Raw genomic sequence first — 19247 nt, 5'->3', positions numbered from 1 at the left:
TTATAAAATAATAAATGATTGTATTTTTCCGATTTATGCAAGAGATCTACTAAACTGTTGTGATGAATTATTAAGAAAAAATATTTTATGATGTAATCAGCTTATTTTTGTGAATATTATTTAAACAAAATGTGATTATTTATTATTCGTGTACATATCAATGCACCCACATCTCAAAGCTTATACTTGTTGTCATTGATTAAATTCAGTGTTTCATCTCTTTTAAACGTAATCGTATTATTTTAATTATATTCGGTTGATCTTATGTGTTTACTCAGATACGAAGATTCATAAATATTTCAAAAAGATAAATGATAAATATTGTAGGAATTGTCAAATTTTTTAGTAAAAAGGTTGATTAATGTTATGTTATAACATATCTTTCACCTAAGTTTAGGGGAATGATGATGACTTTTCATAAAAAAATACTCGCGCTATCCATTTTATCTGTGCTCACACCGACTGCTTTTGCTGAGGATGAGGTGGAAGTGCAACAAATTACTGCAATTTCTGCTACAGCAAGTAAAGACGATGCTGATGATTCTTCAAATCGTTTACTTCTGTCATCTAGCGATACATTGCAATCCAGTACAACGATTGGTGAAGCCCTCAAAGATCAGTTGGGGATTTATGCAGATTCGTTTGGGGCAGGTGCCAGCCGCCCAGTGATTCGTGGTCAAGATGGTGCGCGCGCCAAAGTACTCCAAAATGGCTCTGACACCATGGATGTTTCAACTTTGTCACCTGACCATGCAGTGATGGTTGATCCTCAATTGGCTAAAAAAGTTGAACTGATTCGTGGTCCAGAAACCTTACTTTATGGTGCAGGTTCTGTTGGTGGTTTGGTCAATGTGGTCGACAATAAAATTGCAACTGAAATGCCTGCAAAAGGTTATGAGGGAACTGTCGGACTTCGTTATAACACTGGAAATGATGAAACGCTGGCTCAGGCTGGGGTTACGGTTGGTCTAAGTGATCATATTGCTTTGCGTGTAGAAGGGCTTAGCCGTGATGCGAACAATTATATTGTGCCAAATTACTCAGTGATTGAAGATCACGGTGATCATCAACATGTAGATCGACAGCGTCGTGTGGCAGATACTTTTGCTAAGTCTGACAATTTTAACCTCGGTTTATCTTGGATTGGGGATCGTGGTTATGCAGGCGTGTCCTATAGCAATCGCCAAGATAAATATGGTTTGCCGGGACATAGTCATGAATATGAATCATGTCATTTACATGGTTTGAGCCTACATTGTGGAGATCATGATGACCATGATGAGGATGGACATGACCACGATCAAGCGCATAGTCATAACCACGGGCATGGGCACGAGGAAGAAGAGCACGATCATGCAGGTCCATGGATTGACTTAAAATCAGAGCGTTATGATTTTCGTTCAGAGTTAAATGATCCATTTGCAGGATTTAAAAAATTAAAAGCGTCTGCCAGCTATACCGATTATCAGCATGATGAAATAGAAGAAGGTCAGGCGATGACGACTTTTAAAAGCAAAGCTTATGATGGTCGTCTCGAATTATTTCATAATCCAATCGCAACATGGGAAGGGGTGATTGGTCTAGAAGCAAGTCAGCAGAAACTAAATATTTCAGGTGAAGAAGCGACTCTAGCGCCCAATAAGACGCAAAAATGGAGTCTATTTGCAGCCGAGCATAAGCAATGGAATGAGATCTTATTCCAAGTTTCATCACGCTTTGATCAGCAAAAAATAGACATTTCATCAGCACAAAAAGACTTTGATGAAAATGCTTTTTCTTATGCTGGAAGTGCGACTTGGTCATTTGCGCCAAATTATAAATTAGCTTTAACCGCATCACATCAAGAACGTTTGCCGCTTGCCCAAGAGCTTTACTCAGATGGTAAGCATTTTGCGACCAATACTTATGAGCTAGGCAATGACAATTTAAGTAAAGAGAAATCTAACAATCTTGAGCTTGGATTAAATTTTGATGCTGACAAGTTCAGTTATGGCATCAATTTATATCATCAGTGGTATGACAACTTTATTTATGCGAAAACTTTAGATCAATATAAAGATTTTCGTCTGATTCAATACAGCCAAGACAAAGCTCGTTTTTATGGTGCAGAAGCTCAAGCTGCTTATCAAATCACGGATCGCTATAAGTTAGGTGTGTTCGGTGATTATGTCCGTGGGAAAATTGATAATGAAAATGCACCACGTGTCCCAGCAGGGCGTTTAGGCACAAAAGTTGATGCGCAGTTTAGTGATGCGTGGACAGGATCGGCTGAGTATTATCATGTTTTCAAACAAGATAAATTTGCATCTTATGAACACGAAACTGAAGGTTATAACATGCTCAATTTGGCCTTGGCTTATGCAGGCAAATATAGTGATGATGTAAATTATAAAGTCTTCTTCAATGCCAACAATTTATTGGATGATCAAGTCTATAACCATACTTCATTTTTATCCAACATTCCACAAATAGGTCGTAATTTCAGTGTTGGATTAACCCTCGGCTTTTAATCGTAATGTACTTTTTTTGAGGATTTTCCAAAAACAAAACGAAAATCCTCTTGAAAAATCAACCAATAGAACCTAGCCTGAACTTAGTCAGCTAGGTTTTGTTTTATGCGTATTTTTAATCGTCTTCACGAAAAATTGAATTGGTCTACGGGACGCTATTTCAGTCTTGTATTGGGTGCTTTATTTTTGGGATATGTCGCTTCGGCAATATATCAAGCCAATAAACCGATGCCTGAAGGCTTGGACTATACAGGTCCTTTGCGACATGCCGATGTACAGTTTTTGGCAGATGAAACTTATATCGATGCCAATGGAAAACAGCAGCTTGATCAGCATATTTTTGATCAAGCCTTGCAGATGATTAAAGAAGCACAAAATACCATCGTCTTGGATATGTTTTTATTTAATAGCTCAGTGGGGGATTCAAAGCTTCAGCAGAGACCAATGTCGGAACAATTGACACAAGCTTTGATTCAAAAACGCTTATCCAATCAAAACATGGATATAACCGTGATCACTGATCCGATTAATACTGCTTATGGCGGTACCAATCCTGAAAATTTTGCCAAACTACGCCAATCTGGAATTGATGTTATTCCAACAGATTTGACTGGGCTTCGTGCTTCAAATCCAGTCTGGTCTGGTTTTTGGTATCTATGCTGCCAAGGGATTCAAAACAATCCCGATGCTGGTTGGTTAAATAATCCAGTTGGTGATGGTAAGGTAACACTGCGTAGCTATATGAGTTTGTTAAATTTTAAAGCAAATCATCGTAAAACATTATTGGTTGATACAGCTGATGGTTGGAAAACATTGGTTTCTTCACAGAACCCGCATGATGGAAGCTCACGCCATTCCAATGTGGGTTTATTGGTTACGGGTTATACCGCAGTTGATGTTTTAAAAACCGAACAAACGGTGGCGCAATTTTCGCAAAGTAATACGCCGTTTATCGTGATTGGCAATGTTGATGGAAAAGCGACAGAGCCACAAGTGCAGGTCTTGACTGAGCAAGCTATCCTAAAATCTGTGCTCAATATGATCAATACTGCAAAATCAGGTGATCAAATTGATTTGGCGATGTTCTATCTCTCAGAACGTCAAATTATCAAGGCATTGATTGCTGCTAAAGAAAGAGGCATCAAGTTACGCGTTTTACTTGATCCAAATAAAGATGCATTTGGTCGTCAGAAAAATGGTATTCCAAACCGTCAAGTTGCCAAAGAATTACATGAAAATGGTATCGATGTCCGTTGGTGCGATACGCATGGTGAACAATGTCATAGCAAAATGATTTTAAAACACAATGCAACTTCAGTTGAGCTTATTTTAGGTTCTGCAAACTTTACTGCGAGAAACCTAAAAAATTATAATCTTGAAACAGATCTTAGAGTTATTGGTGCAGCCAATCAAAAGGTTTTTGTTGATGCAAATCAATACTTCGAGCGCAACTGGCAAAATTTAGATGGGCGACATATGAGTGTTGAATATGCAAAATATGCAGATGATTCAAGCTTAAAATATTGGCTCTATCGATTTATGGAATGGTCTGGATTGTCGACTTTCTAAACTTAAAAATCCTTCCGAATATGGAAGGATTTTTTTTGGAATCAGCAAAAATAAGCATCCGTTTATACTTGCTGATTGATATGAAACATTAATGTTTTTCAGGATTCGGCGGCACCATTTTATCCAAATCTTTGTCTGAAATTTTATCCAACTCAGATAAATCAGTTTTGATTTTCCATTGTGTTTCATCATCAACTGGATTTGGTAAACGTGCTTCAAGCCAATCGCAGACTACATCAGCATTGAAATCAGGGTGGTTACATTGAATCACCCATGCCAAAAAGTCTTTGGCTTCACCATTCATATAAGGTGGAGGTGATACAGGGAAAAATAAAGTCGGTAGACGTTCATTGGTTGAAAGATAATTTAAAACATGCCCCAATTCTTGTACTGTTTGCCAAGCCAAAGGATGTTGAATATCGATCTGAAATTTAAACCACCAAGCATGTTTTCCATCTGTTCCATGAGAATCAATAAATTTTTCTCCGACACTCGGCACTTTAGAAAAAAATTGATATAGGCGATCAAAACTCATCTCAGCCATAACATACAACCACATCATTGATAATTTAAAGCAAATATAACAGATTCAGCACTACAGCAAAAATTGTGCTGCGGATAAATAAAATCTACGCAAGAGAAAGAGAATAATTTTTGAAATGGTTTCAACGTTAAGATTAAAAAAGGAAGAAAATAATCACATGATTTAGAGTGAAAAAGATTATGTTAATTTTCATCTAAAAACAGAGTACAAAGTCAGCTCTGTATATCCAATATTATTTTGTAAATTAAAAAATAATAAAAACAAGAGGCTTATAAGAATATTTGACTAAATAATGAGTCATTCATGATTTCTACAATATCTAGGCGTATCTTGTAATCATAACTTCATGAGGCAATATTTATGAACAAGTCTCTTTTTATCAGCGTGATTTCGGTTTGTGCATTGACCGCTTCTATGTCAGCTTTGGCAGACCCATCTTGGGGAAATGATCGCGGTTCAAATTCCAATGCTCAGCCACGTTCGAACAATGTTTATGCTTCTTCTCAAGGTAGTCGTCCAGCGCAAAACCAAGCTTGGAATACTCATTCAGGTTGGCAACAACAAGGCAATCAAGCACAAAATTGGCGTGGGCAAACAGCAAATAACCAAACTTGGTCGAACAGAACTGGCAACAATCAAGGCTGGAATAACCAGCATTGGAACAGTCAAAATTGGAACAACCAAAACGCCCACAATCAAAACCAATACAACTATCGTTATGGCTCAGATCGTGACCGCTACACTTATGTAAATCGTGGATCTGATGCGTATCGTGATCGAGTGATTTATCGTACAGGTGATCGTTTGCCAACGATGTACCGTACTACTCGATATTATGTAAATGATTGGCAAAATTACCATCTTAATGAGCCACCACGTGGCTATCGTTGGGCAAATGTAGATGGAAACTATATTTTAGTGGCATTGGCGACTGGTATTATTTCCCAAATTTTATTTGGTGGTAATTATTACTAAGTATCGTCAAATCAGAAAAGTGGGAGATTCCCACTTTTTTATGCCAACTCATCATCCTCAGGGCGGGGTGTTGTGCCACGGGCCAGTGGGCGTTCTTGGTGCTTACTTTTGATGACCGATGGGTAATGCCACGAGGCAAATCGAACAACAAAAATTGCAGCAGCCAAGATTAAAATAGACCCTGTAATAATCACCAGATCCATACTGGCTTTATGTTCATGTTGAATATTTGAAATCAATAAGCGTGTCAGTGCTGTAATGGCAACATAAATCAAAAAGCGAACAGGCATATGATTGGTTTTAAAATATATTCCAACCATTGCGCCTAGCTCTAAATAGATGAATAACAATAAAATATCATCAATGCTGGCATATCGTTTAACTGTTAAAATTTCAATCAAAGTATGTACGGCCGACCATGTGATCAAACAGCCAATAATAAATAATGCAATATAATGAAATGTTTCCACTGCTAGATTGCCAAATCGATCTAGGATTATTTCAAATCTTTTGGTACGGGGTGCTCTATTCATCATATCCACCATTTGTGATTCATAACAGTATTTAACCGTATGCAAATTTCGTGCACATGAAAGTGAAGCTCGAAATAAATAAAATTTTGCGAATAGTTGTTGCTCGTTTAAAATAATTGAAAAGAGCAATTTTGATAAAAATAAGGACACCTATGTATTTATATCGCCCCGTCGGATTATTTGAATATCGTTTAATTGAGTCTGCAAATTTTCAGGCTTTTCCACCACGCTTGTATTGGCAACCGATTTTTTATCCTGTACTTAATCAAAAATATGCCGAAAAAATTGCATTAGATTGGAATACCAAAGATCAAGCCAGTGGTTATATCGGCTATGTTACGCGTTTTGAATTAAGCGATGAGTATTTAGCTCAATTTGAAATTCATACGGTTGGTGATGATTTTTGTCAGGAAATGTGGATTCCTGCTGAACGCTTAGATGAGTTTAATCAGCAAATTTTAGGAAAAATTGAAGTGGTCAACATTTTCAAAGGAGGTGGTTTTACTGAAAATGCTGAACTGCCTGAGATCTTTAAGACCAGTCCAGATGGTTCTAAAGAATATTAAAAACGTGGCTAAATAAAAAAGTGATAAAAAATACCCCTGACATGTTCAGGGGTATTTTTAAAATAGAGGATTATGCAAAACAGCTTTGTGATCTGTACTTAAGCCTGATTGGTAAAATAATCTTCGCTAAAGTTCATGATCACTTCAGGACCAGCTTTGATTCTTGAAATACGTGAAGATAGATCTGGCAGTACACGTTGGATATAGTAGTGTGTCAATGCCAATTTGTTTTGGTAGAACTCACCTGATTTTGCTTGAGCCGCTTTGGCAATGCGTGCATACATATAAGTGAAGCTCAACAAGCCTACAGCATGTAGATAATCTACTGCAGCAGCGTTGGCGAAATCAGCATTTTCTTTCGCTTGTTCAATGATATATTGAGTAATCATGTCCACTTCAGTTGCTACATCGAGTGTTGCATCTTTGATGAAGTTTAATTCTGTACCTAGATCATTGGCGAAATCGCGGATTTCACTGATGTATTCTGCGATAAATTCACCATTACATTTAATGGTTTTACGTCCGATCAAATCTTGAGATTGAACGCCATTCGTACCTTCATAAATCTGAGCAATACGTAGATCACGAACACATTGTTCCATACCCCATTCACGGATATAACCATGTCCACCGAAGCACATTTGCGCATCTATCACTGCATCAAAAGCCGTATCTGTGAGGTAGGCTTTGGCAATTGGAGTCAACAAAGCAACACGGTTGTTGGCTTTAGCGACAGCTTCACTATCTGTTGAGAACTTGGTGATGTCGAGTTGTTGACCGACATAGACTGCAAATGCACGTGAAGCTTCATTGTTCGCACGTGCGTTTAAAAGCATACGACGTACATCGCCGTGTACTAAAATGCTATCCGCTGGTTTATTTGGAGATTTTACTCCAGTTGCGCTACGACCTTGAACACGGTCAGTCGCATACTGAGCGGCATTTTGATAAGCAAATTCTGAAGCGCCTAGGCCTTGGATACCCATAGATAATCGTTCGTAGTTCATCATGACAAACATTGCTGCTAAACCATGATTTTCTTGACCAACGAGATAACCTTTAGCACCATCGAAGTTCATTACACATGTTGCAGATGCTTTGATCCCCATTTTATGTTCGATAGAACCCGGACCTGCTGCATTGCGTTCACCCAATGAACCATCTGCATTGACGATAAATTTAGGTACGATAAATAATGAAATACCACGTGAACCAGCAGGAGCATCAGGTGTTTTAGCAAGGACTAAATGAATGATGTTTTCAGCTAAATCGTGATCACCACCAGTGATAAAGATTTTTGTACCTGTGATGTTATACGAACCATCCACATTTGGTTCAGCTTTAGTTTTGATAATACCGAGATCAGTACCTGCATGTGGTTCTGTCAAACACATTGTACCTGACCATTCACCTGTATAGATTTTAGGTAAATAAGTCTCTTTTTGTTCTTGTGATGCATAGCTGTTCAGCGCCATACCAGCACCAACAGAAAGGAGCGGGTAGAGCATGAAAGATGGGTTTGTTGCAAAAAGCATTTCGTCTGCAAGTACAGTCAGCATTTTTGGCATGCCTTGACCGCCCCATTCTTCATCAGCACCTAAGCCGATCCAACCGCCTTCAGCGTATTGACGGAAAGCTTCTTTAAAGCCAGCAGGGGTTGTAACTTTTCCATTTTCATAGTGCGCACCTTCTTCATCACCTGTACGGTTGATTGGTAGAGTGACGTTTTGCGCAAATTTAGCCATTTCTTCTAAAATAGCTTCTGCTGTTGCAGCATCAACATGTGCTAGTTTTTCATTTGATTGCCAGAATTGTTCTGCATTAAATACATCATTTAAAATGAAACGCATGTCCGCGAGTGGCGCATTATAAATTGGCATTTTCAGTTACCTATTTTTTGTTTGAATCAAGATACTTGAATCAGTCTAATCTTTTGCTATCGGTCGGTGTTAGACGACTAAAGTTTAGCGTATTTTATATTTAGATTAAAAATATACATTAATCTGCAGCATAAAGCGCGCTATCCCTAAGCATTATATTTTCAGTTGTACTTTATAAAGAAAAAGGACCGCCAAAGCTATGACCGTCCTTTCCCAAATACTGTACTTATGAGTCCAGTTTTTTAGAATGCGAAATCTTCAGCATCCAATGACATCAACGGTTCTAAGCCACCAGCGATGACTTCAACATGTCCACGAACACGTGGCAATACTTTCTTGAAGTAGAACTGAGCTGTTTTTAGTTTTGCATTGTAGAAACCAGTTTCAGTTGAACCTTCAGCTAGTTTTTGTTGTGCTACAAGTGCCATACGTGCCCAGAAGTATGCAAGCGTTACATAGCCAGAGAAATATAGATAATCAACAGCAGCACCGCCGACTTCATCTGGATTTTGCATTGCTTTCATACCGATTTGCATCGTCAAATCTCCCCACTCTTTGTTAAGAGCAGCAAGTGGTTCAACTAATTCTTTCAAATCCGCATTGTCTTTATTTGCTTCAGTAAATTTGAAAATGATTTTTGTGAAATCACGAAGCATAGCACCTTGAGTTTGTAGAACTTTACGACCTAACAAATCGAGTGCTTGAATCTCAGTCGTACCTTCGTATAGACAAGAGATACGTGTATCACGCACGATTTGTTCCATACCATGTTCTGAGATAAAGCCGTGACCACCAAAGACTTGAACGCCTTTGTTTGCAGCTTCATAACCCGTTTCAGTTAAGAACGCTTTTGCAATTGGAGTCAACAATGACAAGATGCTGTCAGCATATTTGCGTTCATCTTCAGTTTCGCCATGCTCAACAGTGTCAGCATATTGTGAAAGGAAGTAAACCAATGCACGACCACCTTCAGCAAATGCTTTTTGTGTTAACAACATATTACGTACAGCAGGGTGAACGATAATTGGATCTGCTTCTTTTTCAGGTGCTTTAGGACCAGAAAGTGAACGCATTGCCAAACGTTCTTTTGCATAAACAAGTGCACCTTGGAATGAAGATTCAGAAGCTGTTAAGCCTTGAACAGCAGTACCAATACGAGCGGTGTTCATGAATGTAAACATTGCGTGTAAACCGCGGTTTTCAGGTCCAATCAAGAAACCTTTTGCTTGGTCAAAGTTGATGACACAAGTGGCATTACCATGGATACCCATTTTGTGTTCGATTGAACCACAACGTACTGCATTACGGTCAGCAATCGATCCGTCTGCATTTACATTGAATTTTGGCACGATGAACAATGAAATCCCTTTAGTACCTTTAGGTGCACCTGGTAGACGAGCCAACACGATATGTACGATGTTGTCTGCCATGTCATGTTCACCAGCAGAGATAAAGATTTTCTCGCCAGAAATTGCATAGCTACCATCCGCATTTGGTTCAGCTTTAGTACGGATAATACCTAAGTCAGAACCTGCTTGAGATTCTGTTAAGCACATTGTGCCTGTCCATTCACCTGAAACAAGTTTAGGTAAATAAGTCGCTTTTTGTTCCGCAGAACCGTGATGTTCAATGGTACGAACTGCACCATGAGAAAGACCTGGGTACATGCCCCATGCCCAGTTCGCAGCACCGACCATTTCTGAAATAGACGTTGCAAGTGAACCCGGCAAACCTTGACCGCCATGTTCTTCAGCAACGGCTAAAGATGGGAAACCGAGTTCGATGTATTTTTGATATGCTTCTTTAAAGCCTGTTGGGGTTGTAACAACGCCATCATTCCATTTACAGCCTTCACGGTCACCGATTTGGTTGAGAGGAGAAAGTTCATTCTCACAGAAATCTGCTGCCGCCTCTAAGTATTGATCAACCAATTCACGACTTACGTTGTCTTTGAATGCAGGTAATTTTGAGTAGTGTTCTTCAGCATTTAATAATTCATGCAAAACGAATTGCATATCACGTAAGGGTGCTTTGTATTGTGGCATATCGATTTCCTCAATACTGGTTAAACCAGATTTATAATCTTAATCAAGAGAGAGTCGTGTCATCTATGACACATATTTGTTCTGCTACATCGTGCTACATCTTATTTGGTCGTACAAGTATTTCTTGGTGATTTCTCTGTGACTGTAAAGTCAAAGAAAAATTACCAGATACAGCTAAGTGTATTGAGTGTAAATACTTTTCAGTAAAAATGAATGAAACAAATTGTCAAAATCGTAAAAAGATATGTCCAGTAAAAAAGACGCATCTAGCGTCTTTGATATTGGGAGAGAGGGATGATGAGGAACAGATATAATTAATTTGCGTTCGCTTGTGGTGCTGGCGCTTGACCCATTGGTCCACCCATCATGTCTGGACGAGCGTCTGGTTTGAAATGAACAAAACATGTACCAGGGATGAGTTTGTCATCAATTTTAGCTTGGATTTGTTTGCCATTGCTTTGACCTGTACAAGCACTTTGTAATGCTGCCCATTTTGCTTGGCGATCCGCACGGAATTGTTCCATTTGTGCTTTTTGTTCAGCTGTAAGTTCTTGACCACGTTTGAACTGAAAATCTTTATGATCTGCCATACGGATGTCTTTCATTGCACCACGGTCAGGACGGAAATTGATTGAACAAGTACCATCAATTGTTTTATCACCAACTTTAATTTGAACCGCAGTACCCGCAGCTTTATTATCACATGCAGATTTAGCTTGTTTTTTAAACTCATGACGTTCTGCACGCATTTGTTTAAACTGTTCACGTTGCTCAGGCGACATTTTTTCGTGGTGTCCATGATGCATCATAGGACGACCATCTTGTTTGTCTTTCGGCCCCGGATTGGATTGACAAGCAGTTAATGCACCCATAGTTAAAACACTAGCAGAAACAAGCGCGATTTTTGCCATATTGTTCATTGTGATTATCTCCGAAGGATCTAAGCATATTCGTTTTGATGCTTTAAAGATTAGATAATAATGATGAAGAAACAATGGAGGGTTTTTTGTATGAGTGTTGGTTACAATGGACGTAGTCGACATTTTTAAATGTTTTTTATCCTAATTGTGGATTAAGCTGAAAGAATCTTTATTGCTTAGTCACTATTTTAGAAAACAACGAGAGAATATATTTTGAAAGCTCGCCGTGTCCCAATAGCCTTACGCTTATTTTTGACAGTACTTCTGACGACCTTGGTGATTACCACAGTGAGTTTGGGTGTATTGCATTGGACTGTGCAAAAAAACTTTTCTTCTTATGTCGCCAATGTTGAAATGCAAAAGCTTGACCGTTTGATCGAAAACTTGGCTGGCGTGTATGGCATTTACAATGATTGGGGCAATGCAATTCAAGCGCAAATTTTGCAAATTGAAGGGACAGCAGCGCCTGATGATTATGACAAGCTCTCACATTGGTGGTTGCGCCGTCAGTATGATATTGCATTACAGCAACGCTATTTTAAAGAACATACTTTGATCAATCAGTATGCAAATGACACTCAGCAAACGCAGCCAAATGTTGATAAAAAAGAAGAAATAAAAATATTGGAAGAAAATTTACCTTCGCAGTTTCAACCGTTTGAAGGTTTAATTTTTCCGCTCAGTGCTAACCAAAATATGTTTAAGCCACCTGAAAAACAGTCCAAAGAAAATAAAAATAGGATGATGATCAGCACCTCACAAAATGGTAAAAAGCGTTTTATTGCAATGCCAGACCGTTTGGGTTTGAGTTCTCGTTTGGCATTGTATGATGTAAATCACCATTTTATCGTTGGTGAACCTGGTGGAGATCAAGAAACTTTTCGCCCGATTATGGTCAAGAATGAAATCGTGGGTTATCTGGGTTTGAAACCCGTTTTGGATGAAGATGATGCGTTAAGTATCAACTTCTTTAGTAACCAAAAACGTTATTTATTATTGATTTATATTCTCACGATTGTTTCTAGTTTAGTAGCCGCTTTATTGTTGGCAACCTATTTCAAAAAACCGATTCAGCGTTTGTTGTTAGGCACACGTGAATTGACCGATGGAAATTATCAACATCAAATCAAAATTAACCGAAACGATGAATTGGGCGATTTATCTAAAGAGTTGAATCAGTTGGCTGTGATCTTGGATCAACATGAAACATCACGCCGCCAATGGGTTGCGGATACTTCACATGAGTTAAAAACGCCATTGGCTGTTTTACAAGCACAAATTGAAGCGATGCAGGATGGTATTCGTAAACCGACACCTGAGCATTTCGCTTCAATGCTTAATCAAGTCAGCAGTTTGAAAAAATTGACTCAGGATTTGGCAGATTTAGCGCAGGCAGATGCGCAGCAATTAACGTGTTACTTTGCTGAGGTAGATCCTTGGAGTGTGGTATTACAAGAGATTGAAAACTTTAAACCAAAATTTGCGCAGGCTTCGCTCTCGATTTCTGCACAAGGCTCTGGGACTTTATTACAATTAGATAAAGATCGCTTTAAGCAAATTATGGTCAACTTACTGGGTAATTGTATTCGCTATACCGAAGCAGGCGGTCAAATAGAGGTTCATGCTGAGCAAGATGATCAGACTTGGACAGTGTATGTTGATGATAGTCCACTAGGCATGAGCGATGAACAATTGGCCCATTTGGGTGAGCGTTTTTACCGAGTGGATGATTCGCGTACACGTAGTACAGGTGGTACAGGACTCGGTTTAGCACTTTCCCGTAAAATTGCGGAAGCTTTGGGTGGTCAATTAACCTTTGATCATTCACCATTGGGCGGTTTGCGTTGTAAGCTGACTTTCCAAAAACATTTAAAATCTTAAAAAGCATAGGATAAATGATTGATGAAACATATTATGCTCGTTGAAGATGAAGTCGAACTTGCTGAACTGGTACGTGATTATCTAGAAGCAGCTGGCTTTGAAGTCAGTATGTTTCATGATGGTCAAGCAGCATACGATAGCTTCTTGCAACGTAAACCAAGTCTGATGATTTTAGATTTGATGGTGCCACATATGGATGGCTTGACGATTTGTCGTAAAGTTCGTGAACAGTCTGATTTGCCGATTATTATGGTGACTGCGCGTACTGAAGAAATTGATCGCGTACTTGGACTTAACATGGGTGCAGATGATTATATTTGTAAACCATTCAGCCCTAAAGAATTGGTGGCGCGTGTACAAGCGGTATTACGCCGTCTAGACCGTAAAGCTGAGCCAGAAGACAATAATCTATTTAGAATCGACAAAGCTCAACAACGTATTTGGTATCAACAAAAATCACTGAATTTGACACCGACAGAATTTAGACTCTTAGAATTGTTCCTAGAGCATGTGGGTCAAGTTTATTCACGGGTACAATTGCTCGATCATATCAATCCAGATAGTTTTGATGTTGCCGATCGTGTGATCGATAGTCATATCAAAAATTTACGCCGTAAAATTTCTGATATTGCAGAAACAGGCAATCGTCATGAATGGGTACAAGCCGTCTACGGAGTAGGCTATCGATTTGAGTATCCTGACGACTGAAAAATTTAGTACTTTTATAAAAATCGGAGATTTGTATCTTCGATTTTTTTTATTTCAAAGAAAGTCTGCTAAAAAAATTAAAACCTATGAAGCAGTCTAAATAATAAATTTTAAAGATTTCAAGCGTCAAACTAATCTTAAATACCTTTAACTATTCATCTAAAATATGAAGTTAAATTAAACTTTATTTATCTAAAAAATATATAAATAATTTTCACAGTTTCGGATGAAAATAGTTGTGCTCATAACTTTTTATGGAAAATATTATGATTGATTTAACTAAAAATTTAAAAAACACGAAATATTATTTTTGTAAATAAGTGATTTTTAATGTTTTATTTTTATATAAAAGGCGTATAGTAATATTTATGGGGACGGATAGAAGTTTCTATCCAAAGAAGTAGTTTAATCAATAGTTGGATTTAATAATGTATTTATAGTTTTAAGCTTTTAATTAATGGGGAAGTATCATGAAAAAAAATCGATTTATGTTGGCGATTTTAGCTTCTAGTATTATTTCATTAACGGGGTGTGGCGGTGGAGGAAATAGTGATAGTACATCATTAGTTAAAGATAATGATGAGACACAAAATACAGAAATTAATGGAAATCAAACAGAGGGTGAAAGTGAAGTAGATCAAAATGTAAATGTTGGAAATGGCGAAAGTACTCCTGAAGGTTCAGGAAGTGACAATGGGGCTTTAACAGGAAATACTGATAATTCTGGAGGCAATGGCAGCTTACCTGATGTGGAAACAGGTATGAAACCAGAAGTCAGCCAACCTGACGTTAATCAAAACTTGGGGCAAACAACCGAAAGTAATCTTACAAGTTTGCAAAAGCAAATGATGGTGAAAGTATTTGATGTAAATAATATTTTATTGAAAAATGTTTCAGTAAAAATATTAAAAAATACAGTGGCTTCGGCAAATGAAGGTTTAAAAAAGTATTTTGTGGACAGTAGTAGTCTTCCTGAAGCATCTGCATTTAACTATCAAACTGAGTGGATTGCGGACCAGAGTGGAAAAATTGAAATAGAGCCTCTTGTTGCAGGGCAGTATTTTGCTCTGATCAAGATGAATCAAAAAACGGTAATCACGGCTATTTCGATTGCTTCTAATGATTATTTGGAGGGAATTTCTCTACATCCAAATGTGAGTTGTACTGACTTAAGCTGTAGTGATGTGGATGGGATAAATGCACTCATCGGGCAGTTTACGGGCAAAGTTGTATCGGACAATTTACCAGTGGCAAATGCTCAAGTTTCATTGGCAGCGGGTCCTAAAACCAATGGGGCATATGTGACTGCAATCACTGATGCAAATGGTTATTTTAGTTTACCGATTAATGTTGCTACAAAACTCGCTTCGGTTGTTGAAAATTCAACATTGAAAATTTTAGCGGCAGGGTATGAAACACAGGAGCTTGTAGTCAATGTGAATGCATCTGGTTCTTATGCAAATACCTTTAATTTAAGCAAGGCATATACAGCAAGTCCAACGGTATTGTGGCATGAAAATTTTGAAGCGGATTCGAAAACACGTGATAGTTGGCTGACTTATTCAACCAATGCTCAGGTCAGTTGGAATCGTTTGGACGGACCATATAGCATTATCAATAATGCAGCAGGGTTGTTAAGTTTTGTTGCTACAAATGATCTAAGTCAGGGGAATATTTCTGCTCCTCTTGAGGGTAATACATCATATTGGTTTGGTGATGCTGTTACGGGGAATTATGGTTCAGCGGCTACCAAATCAAGTTTTGGAGAGTTAGAGTCACCGAGTATAGATTTGAGTCAATATAGCAAGCCACTTAGCTTAAGTTTTAAAACGTGGTGGGAAATAGAGTCGGTAAATCCCAACCAAAAAGGCTTTGATATCATGGATGTATTGATTTCAAAAGATGGGGGTAAAACGTATTTTGTTTTAACTCGTTTAAACCCATTATCGGATCCGCAGTCTAGCCTAGCGCTCGATCATGTTCCATATACGAATGCTGGGTATTACTTGGCACCGATTTTAACTCAGCAAGAACCGATTTCACTTGATGAATACGTAGGTCAAAAAGATGTTCGGATTAAATTTAGATTTAATTCAGTTGATCAACATTACAACTATTTTAGAGGGTGGATGCTTGATGATATTAAGATTGAACAAACTGCTGGGACGTTCCCGCTTTTTGAAGATTATTTGAAAGTTCAAACAGATAACTCCGTATTTAGCGCAGTTTCTTTGGCTAAATCAGTATTGCAAGTGACATTAGGTGATGAACGTTGGGATAGCGTTCCAAGCCGATAACAGACTCCTTTTTGTGCGAAGCGTTGCATAGACTCCCTACATGGATATTGTGCTGGGAGTTTTTTTAATTTTGGTGAGCACTCAGCTTTATTTTATCGAGCTTACTGAGTTTACTTGCGACGAGTGCATAAGACGCTTGCACTAGATCTTCGATTAATTCTTTATCTATCTTTTCACCAGCATAGACTGAGATCCAGTGGCGTTTATTCATGTGATAACCCGTATGGATGGATGGGTATAAATCACGCAGTACTTCAGAATGATCTGGATCGACTTTAAGATTTACGACTTTTTCTTCGGAAACATGGGCACAAAGTAAGAACATTTTTCCCATGACTTTATAGACTGCATATTCATCGCCAAAAGGGAAGCAGAGTTCTGCCGCTGGTAAAGTTGCGGCATATTGCTTGGCATGATGTTGTATATCTGATCCGTTCATATAATTCATCCATTTATAGTTAGCTACGACATTTGAGTGAATATTTTAAGGATAAATGATAATCGGTGTATGGTCATCGACCAATGTCCATAATTCATCTATATCAACATTTCGAATAGCGATGCAGCCAAAAGTCCAATCTTTTTGTGGTAAATAATTCATCATTTCAGGCAGGTTATTGATTTTTGAAGTGGTTGAACCATGAATCATCACATCACCGCCAGGTGATACACCTCTGGCTTTGGCTTGTGCTTTATCTTGCTCATTTGGATAAGAGATGTGAAATGACTTATAAAAAGCACTATTTGGATTGCGCCAATCTAGGCTATATCTACCTTCTGGCGTTTTACCATCACCTTCTTGTTTCTTGTGACCAAGTGGATCGAAACCTAAGCGCATTGGATAGGTTCGGATAATTTGATCATGACTGACCAATTCTAAAGTACGTTTAGACTTATATACACGGAGTTCTGTGATGGGCGTTTGCTTCCGTATATCCGCCATTTGCTGCTGAGTCAGCGTTTGCAGCGCAATATTTGTAGTGGGAATGAAGCGATTGTAAGATTTGTACGCATAGAGAGATACACTAAGCAAAATAACAATCAAAGCAGCCAATACCAATTTATATTTTTTCATCTTTATTTATATAAAAATTAAGCAAATAGAATTGTCTGATTTTTAAACAAAATTGTGCAAATTGCAATGCTGATTTACACACAGCTTTTTATCCTGTGGATAAACACAAGTTTATCCACAGAAATTGTGGGTAACTGTGATTAATTTATATCAGCCATTTTAAGATGAGCAACTGACCATAACTTCAGGTTGATCTGATGCCAAAGGTGCGAGATCTTCTGCTTTTTCTAAGTCACTTTGTTTGCTAAATGGTTGTTTTAATAAATTAAATAAACGCTCAACTTCGGAAAAATCATCATTTTCAGCCAGTTCGATGGCTTTTTGTGCCATGTAGTTTCGTAAAATATAAACAGGATTTGCTGTTTTCATATCCAGATCAAGTTGTTCGGTATCTTGATGCATGCGGATATTTTCATATTGCGTTAAAAAATCATCAAATTGACGAGGATCTAAGCAATCATCTTTTAGCTCGGTATATTGCTTATTTTGCAGACGCAAGAAACTTTGGGTGTAATCGAGCTGTTCACTTTGTAAAATTCGTAAAAATAGCATCGCACAATCAAAACTATCTTTGTGAAAATGAGGCAAGCCCATTTTTTGGGATAAGCCATGTTGATAATGTTCTAGGAATGTGGGTTCAAAATGCTCCAAGCACTGAGCCAGTTGTTCTTTGAAAATATCCTTTTCTTCAGCTTTTGCTAGCGGAATGAGATTATTTAACCAAACCCAGAGATTCCAATGTGCCACACTCGGTTGTTGTTGATATGTATAACGACCACTATGATCAGAATGGTTGTTGATCCAGTTCGGACGAAAGCGCTCCATAAAACCATAAGGACCAAAGTCCAGAGTTGAGCCTGTAATATTCAGATTATCCGTGTTCATCACACCATGAGCAAAACCGACCAGTTGCCATTTTGCGATCATAATTGCGGTATTTTGAATGACTTTAGTGGCGAAAGCTAAAATGGGCTGTTCATGCTCAAGACATTCTGGATAATGCCATTCGATACATTTTTGGGTAAATTCAGGGAGCAATTTAGGGGCATATTGATTGATCCATTCAAAATGTCCAAGACGAATATGGCAGTCTGAACTGCGTAACATCATTGCGCCATGTTCTATTTTTTCTCGTTGAATCGGTTGAGTTGATGTTGTAAACCCAACAACATTGCTTGAAGGTACACCCAAAGCATTTAGAGCATGACCTGCCAAATATTCACGGATCACTGAACGTAATACAGCTCGTCCATCACCCATACGAGAATAAGGGGTTTTACCAGCACCTTTTAAATGTAGATCAATCGTTTTGCCATGTTGATCGATGATTTGGGCAAGTAATAATCCACGTCCATCACCGAGTTGTCCCGCCCATTGTCCAAATTGATGTCCTGCATAGACCATTGCTAGAGGAGGAAATTCGGCAAAGGTTTTTTGACCACTACAAATTTGTACCCAGTCTGCTTTATCGGCTTCTGACCAGCCGAGTTCATCTGCCAAAGCGGCATTGAAATGTCCTGCTTTTGCACCAATCAGCGGGGCAGGCATTTGTTGATGGAAAAGCTTTGAGTCGAGTAATGAATAGCGTGTATTAAATTGCATGGCAGAACAGGGCAGTGACTTTGATCTCACTATAACAAAGTTATGCAGGGGATTCGATACCCTACAAAATTAGTCAACTATAAACAGTTTGCATCATGACATTATATTGTTTTAATTGATGATCATTCGCTTTTATCTAGAG

The 19247-nt window shown here is 38.3% G+C and carries 15 protein-coding genes; 7 read left to right on the top strand and 8 right to left on the bottom strand.

The genetic code is table 11. The features are described from left to right. Nucleotides 1–407: 407 nt before the first annotated feature. A complete protein-coding gene (gene znuD, locus F960_RS15795; RefSeq protein ID WP_020846748.1) occupies nucleotides 408–2510 on the top strand; it encodes a zinc piracy TonB-dependent receptor ZnuD in 2103 nt (700 codons plus the stop codon). A 105-nt stretch (nucleotides 2511–2615) separates the two neighbouring features. After that, nucleotides 2616–4079, top strand: coding sequence for a phospholipase D-like domain-containing protein (locus tag F960_RS15790; protein WP_004867397.1), 1464 nt, complete (start codon nucleotides 2616–2618; stop codon nucleotides 4077–4079). Between the two features lie 88 nt (nucleotides 4080–4167). Here F960_RS15790 and F960_RS15785 read toward each other — a convergent pair whose 3' ends face one another. After that, entirely contained in the window at nucleotides 4168–4623 is a 456-nt protein-coding gene (locus tag F960_RS15785; RefSeq protein ID WP_004867395.1) for a hypothetical protein, read from the bottom strand. A 360-nt stretch (nucleotides 4624–4983) separates the two neighbouring features. On the opposite strand from F960_RS15785, the gene F960_RS21610 reads away from it, so the two are divergent. Next, nucleotides 4984–5598 carry an RcnB family protein gene (locus F960_RS21610; protein ID WP_004867391.1) on the top strand — a complete coding sequence of 205 codons (615 nt, stop codon included), beginning with the start codon at nucleotides 4984–4986 and terminating at the stop codon, nucleotides 5596–5598. A gap of 38 nt (nucleotides 5599–5636) precedes the next feature. On the opposite strand, the gene F960_RS15775 is transcribed toward F960_RS21610, so the two are convergent. Continuing rightward, a complete protein-coding gene (locus F960_RS15775; RefSeq protein WP_004867390.1) occupies nucleotides 5637–6131 on the bottom strand; it encodes a phosphate-starvation-inducible protein PsiE in 495 nt (164 codons plus the stop codon). Nucleotides 6132–6283: 152 nt separating this feature from the next. Here F960_RS15775 and F960_RS15770 point away from each other — a divergent pair, with 152 nt between their 5' ends. Continuing rightward, a complete protein-coding gene (locus F960_RS15770) occupies nucleotides 6284–6697 on the top strand; it encodes a hypothetical protein (RefSeq protein ID WP_004867388.1) in 414 nt (137 codons plus the stop codon). Between the two features lie 98 nt (nucleotides 6698–6795). Here the strand turns inward: F960_RS15770 and F960_RS15765 are convergent, their stop codons facing one another. The 3 genes from F960_RS15765 to F960_RS15755 form a co-directional block, all read right to left on the bottom strand. Continuing rightward, nucleotides 6796–8577 carry an acyl-CoA dehydrogenase C-terminal domain-containing protein gene (locus F960_RS15765; RefSeq protein ID WP_004867386.1) on the bottom strand — a complete coding sequence of 594 codons (1782 nt, stop codon included), beginning with the start codon at nucleotides 8575–8577 and terminating at the stop codon, nucleotides 6796–6798. 242 nt (nucleotides 8578–8819) lie between these two features. After that, a complete protein-coding gene (locus F960_RS15760) occupies nucleotides 8820–10622 on the bottom strand; it encodes an acyl-CoA dehydrogenase C-terminal domain-containing protein (protein ID WP_004867384.1) in 1803 nt (600 codons plus the stop codon). 314 nt (nucleotides 10623–10936) lie between these two features. Next, nucleotides 10937–11542 (bottom strand): hypothetical protein, encoded by a 606-nt coding sequence (locus tag F960_RS15755; protein ID WP_004867383.1) that lies wholly within the window; start codon nucleotides 11540–11542, stop codon nucleotides 10937–10939. Nucleotides 11543–11755: 213 nt separating this feature from the next. Between F960_RS15755 and baeS the strand changes: the two genes are divergently transcribed. From baeS to F960_RS15740, 3 genes are all read left to right on the top strand, one after another. After that, the gene (gene baeS, locus F960_RS15750) at nucleotides 11756–13423 is read left to right on the top strand and encodes a sensor histidine kinase efflux regulator BaeS (protein ID WP_004867381.1); all 1668 of its coding nucleotides are present in this window, start codon (nucleotides 11756–11758) and stop codon (nucleotides 13421–13423) included. A 21-nt stretch (nucleotides 13424–13444) separates the two neighbouring features. After that, on the top strand, nucleotides 13445–14131 hold the full coding sequence (locus tag F960_RS15745; protein WP_004867379.1) for a response regulator: 687 nt from the start codon (nucleotides 13445–13447) through the stop codon (nucleotides 14129–14131). A gap of 470 nt (nucleotides 14132–14601) precedes the next feature. Then, nucleotides 14602–16428, top strand: coding sequence for a carboxypeptidase-like regulatory domain-containing protein (locus F960_RS15740; protein WP_004867378.1), 1827 nt, complete (start codon nucleotides 14602–14604; stop codon nucleotides 16426–16428). Between the two features lie 64 nt (nucleotides 16429–16492). On the opposite strand, the gene F960_RS15735 is transcribed toward F960_RS15740, so the two are convergent. From F960_RS15735 to F960_RS15725, 3 genes are all read right to left on the bottom strand, one after another. Further along, nucleotides 16493–16867: an MmcQ/YjbR family DNA-binding protein gene (locus F960_RS15735; RefSeq protein WP_004867376.1), complete on the bottom strand. Its 375-nt coding sequence runs from the start codon at nucleotides 16865–16867 to the stop codon at nucleotides 16493–16495. A 45-nt stretch (nucleotides 16868–16912) separates the two neighbouring features. Then, the gene (locus F960_RS15730; protein WP_004867374.1) at nucleotides 16913–17503 is read right to left on the bottom strand and encodes a L,D-transpeptidase family protein; all 591 of its coding nucleotides are present in this window, start codon (nucleotides 17501–17503) and stop codon (nucleotides 16913–16915) included. 159 nt (nucleotides 17504–17662) lie between these two features. After that, entirely contained in the window at nucleotides 17663–19105 is a 1443-nt protein-coding gene (locus tag F960_RS15725; protein WP_004867370.1) for a protein adenylyltransferase SelO, read from the bottom strand. Nucleotides 19106–19247 lie beyond the last annotated feature (142 nt).

Origin of the sequence: Acinetobacter gerneri DSM 14967 = CIP 107464 = MTCC 9824, from assembly GCF_000368565.1 — a bacterium.
GTDB classification, from domain to species: domain Bacteria; phylum Pseudomonadota; class Gammaproteobacteria; order Pseudomonadales; family Moraxellaceae; genus Acinetobacter; species Acinetobacter gerneri.
Note: the sequence above shows the minus strand (reverse complement) of the source record. Positions and strands in the feature narration are given on the sequence as shown.

Coding starts and splice junctions, on each gene's coding strand:
- znuD (WP_020846748.1), top strand. CDS start 408: ATGACTTTTCATAAAAAAATACTCGCGCTATCCATTTTATCTGTGCTC.
- F960_RS15790 (WP_004867397.1), top strand. CDS start 2,616: ATGCGTATTTTTAATCGTCTTCACGAAAAATTGAATTGGTCTACGGGA.
- F960_RS15785 (WP_004867395.1), bottom strand. CDS start 4,623: ATGGCTGAGATGAGTTTTGATCGCCTATATCAATTTTTTTCTAAAGTG.
- F960_RS21610 (WP_004867391.1), top strand. CDS start 4,984: ATGAACAAGTCTCTTTTTATCAGCGTGATTTCGGTTTGTGCATTGACC.
- F960_RS15775 (WP_004867390.1), bottom strand. CDS start 6,131: ATGAATAGAGCACCCCGTACCAAAAGATTTGAAATAATCCTAGATCGA.
- F960_RS15770 (WP_004867388.1), top strand. CDS start 6,284: ATGTATTTATATCGCCCCGTCGGATTATTTGAATATCGTTTAATTGAG.
- F960_RS15765 (WP_004867386.1), bottom strand. CDS start 8,577: ATGCCAATTTATAATGCGCCACTCGCGGACATGCGTTTCATTTTAAAT.
- F960_RS15760 (WP_004867384.1), bottom strand. CDS start 10,622: ATGCCACAATACAAAGCACCCTTACGTGATATGCAATTCGTTTTGCAT.
- F960_RS15755 (WP_004867383.1), bottom strand. CDS start 11,542: ATGAACAATATGGCAAAAATCGCGCTTGTTTCTGCTAGTGTTTTAACT.
- F960_RS15745 (WP_004867379.1), top strand. CDS start 13,445: ATGAAACATATTATGCTCGTTGAAGATGAAGTCGAACTTGCTGAACTG.
- F960_RS15740 (WP_004867378.1), top strand. CDS start 14,602: ATGAAAAAAAATCGATTTATGTTGGCGATTTTAGCTTCTAGTATTATT.
- F960_RS15735 (WP_004867376.1), bottom strand. CDS start 16,867: ATGAACGGATCAGATATACAACATCATGCCAAGCAATATGCCGCAACT.
- F960_RS15730 (WP_004867374.1), bottom strand. CDS start 17,503: ATGAAAAAATATAAATTGGTATTGGCTGCTTTGATTGTTATTTTGCTT.
- F960_RS15725 (WP_004867370.1), bottom strand. CDS start 19,105: ATGCAATTTAATACACGCTATTCATTACTCGACTCAAAGCTTTTCCAT.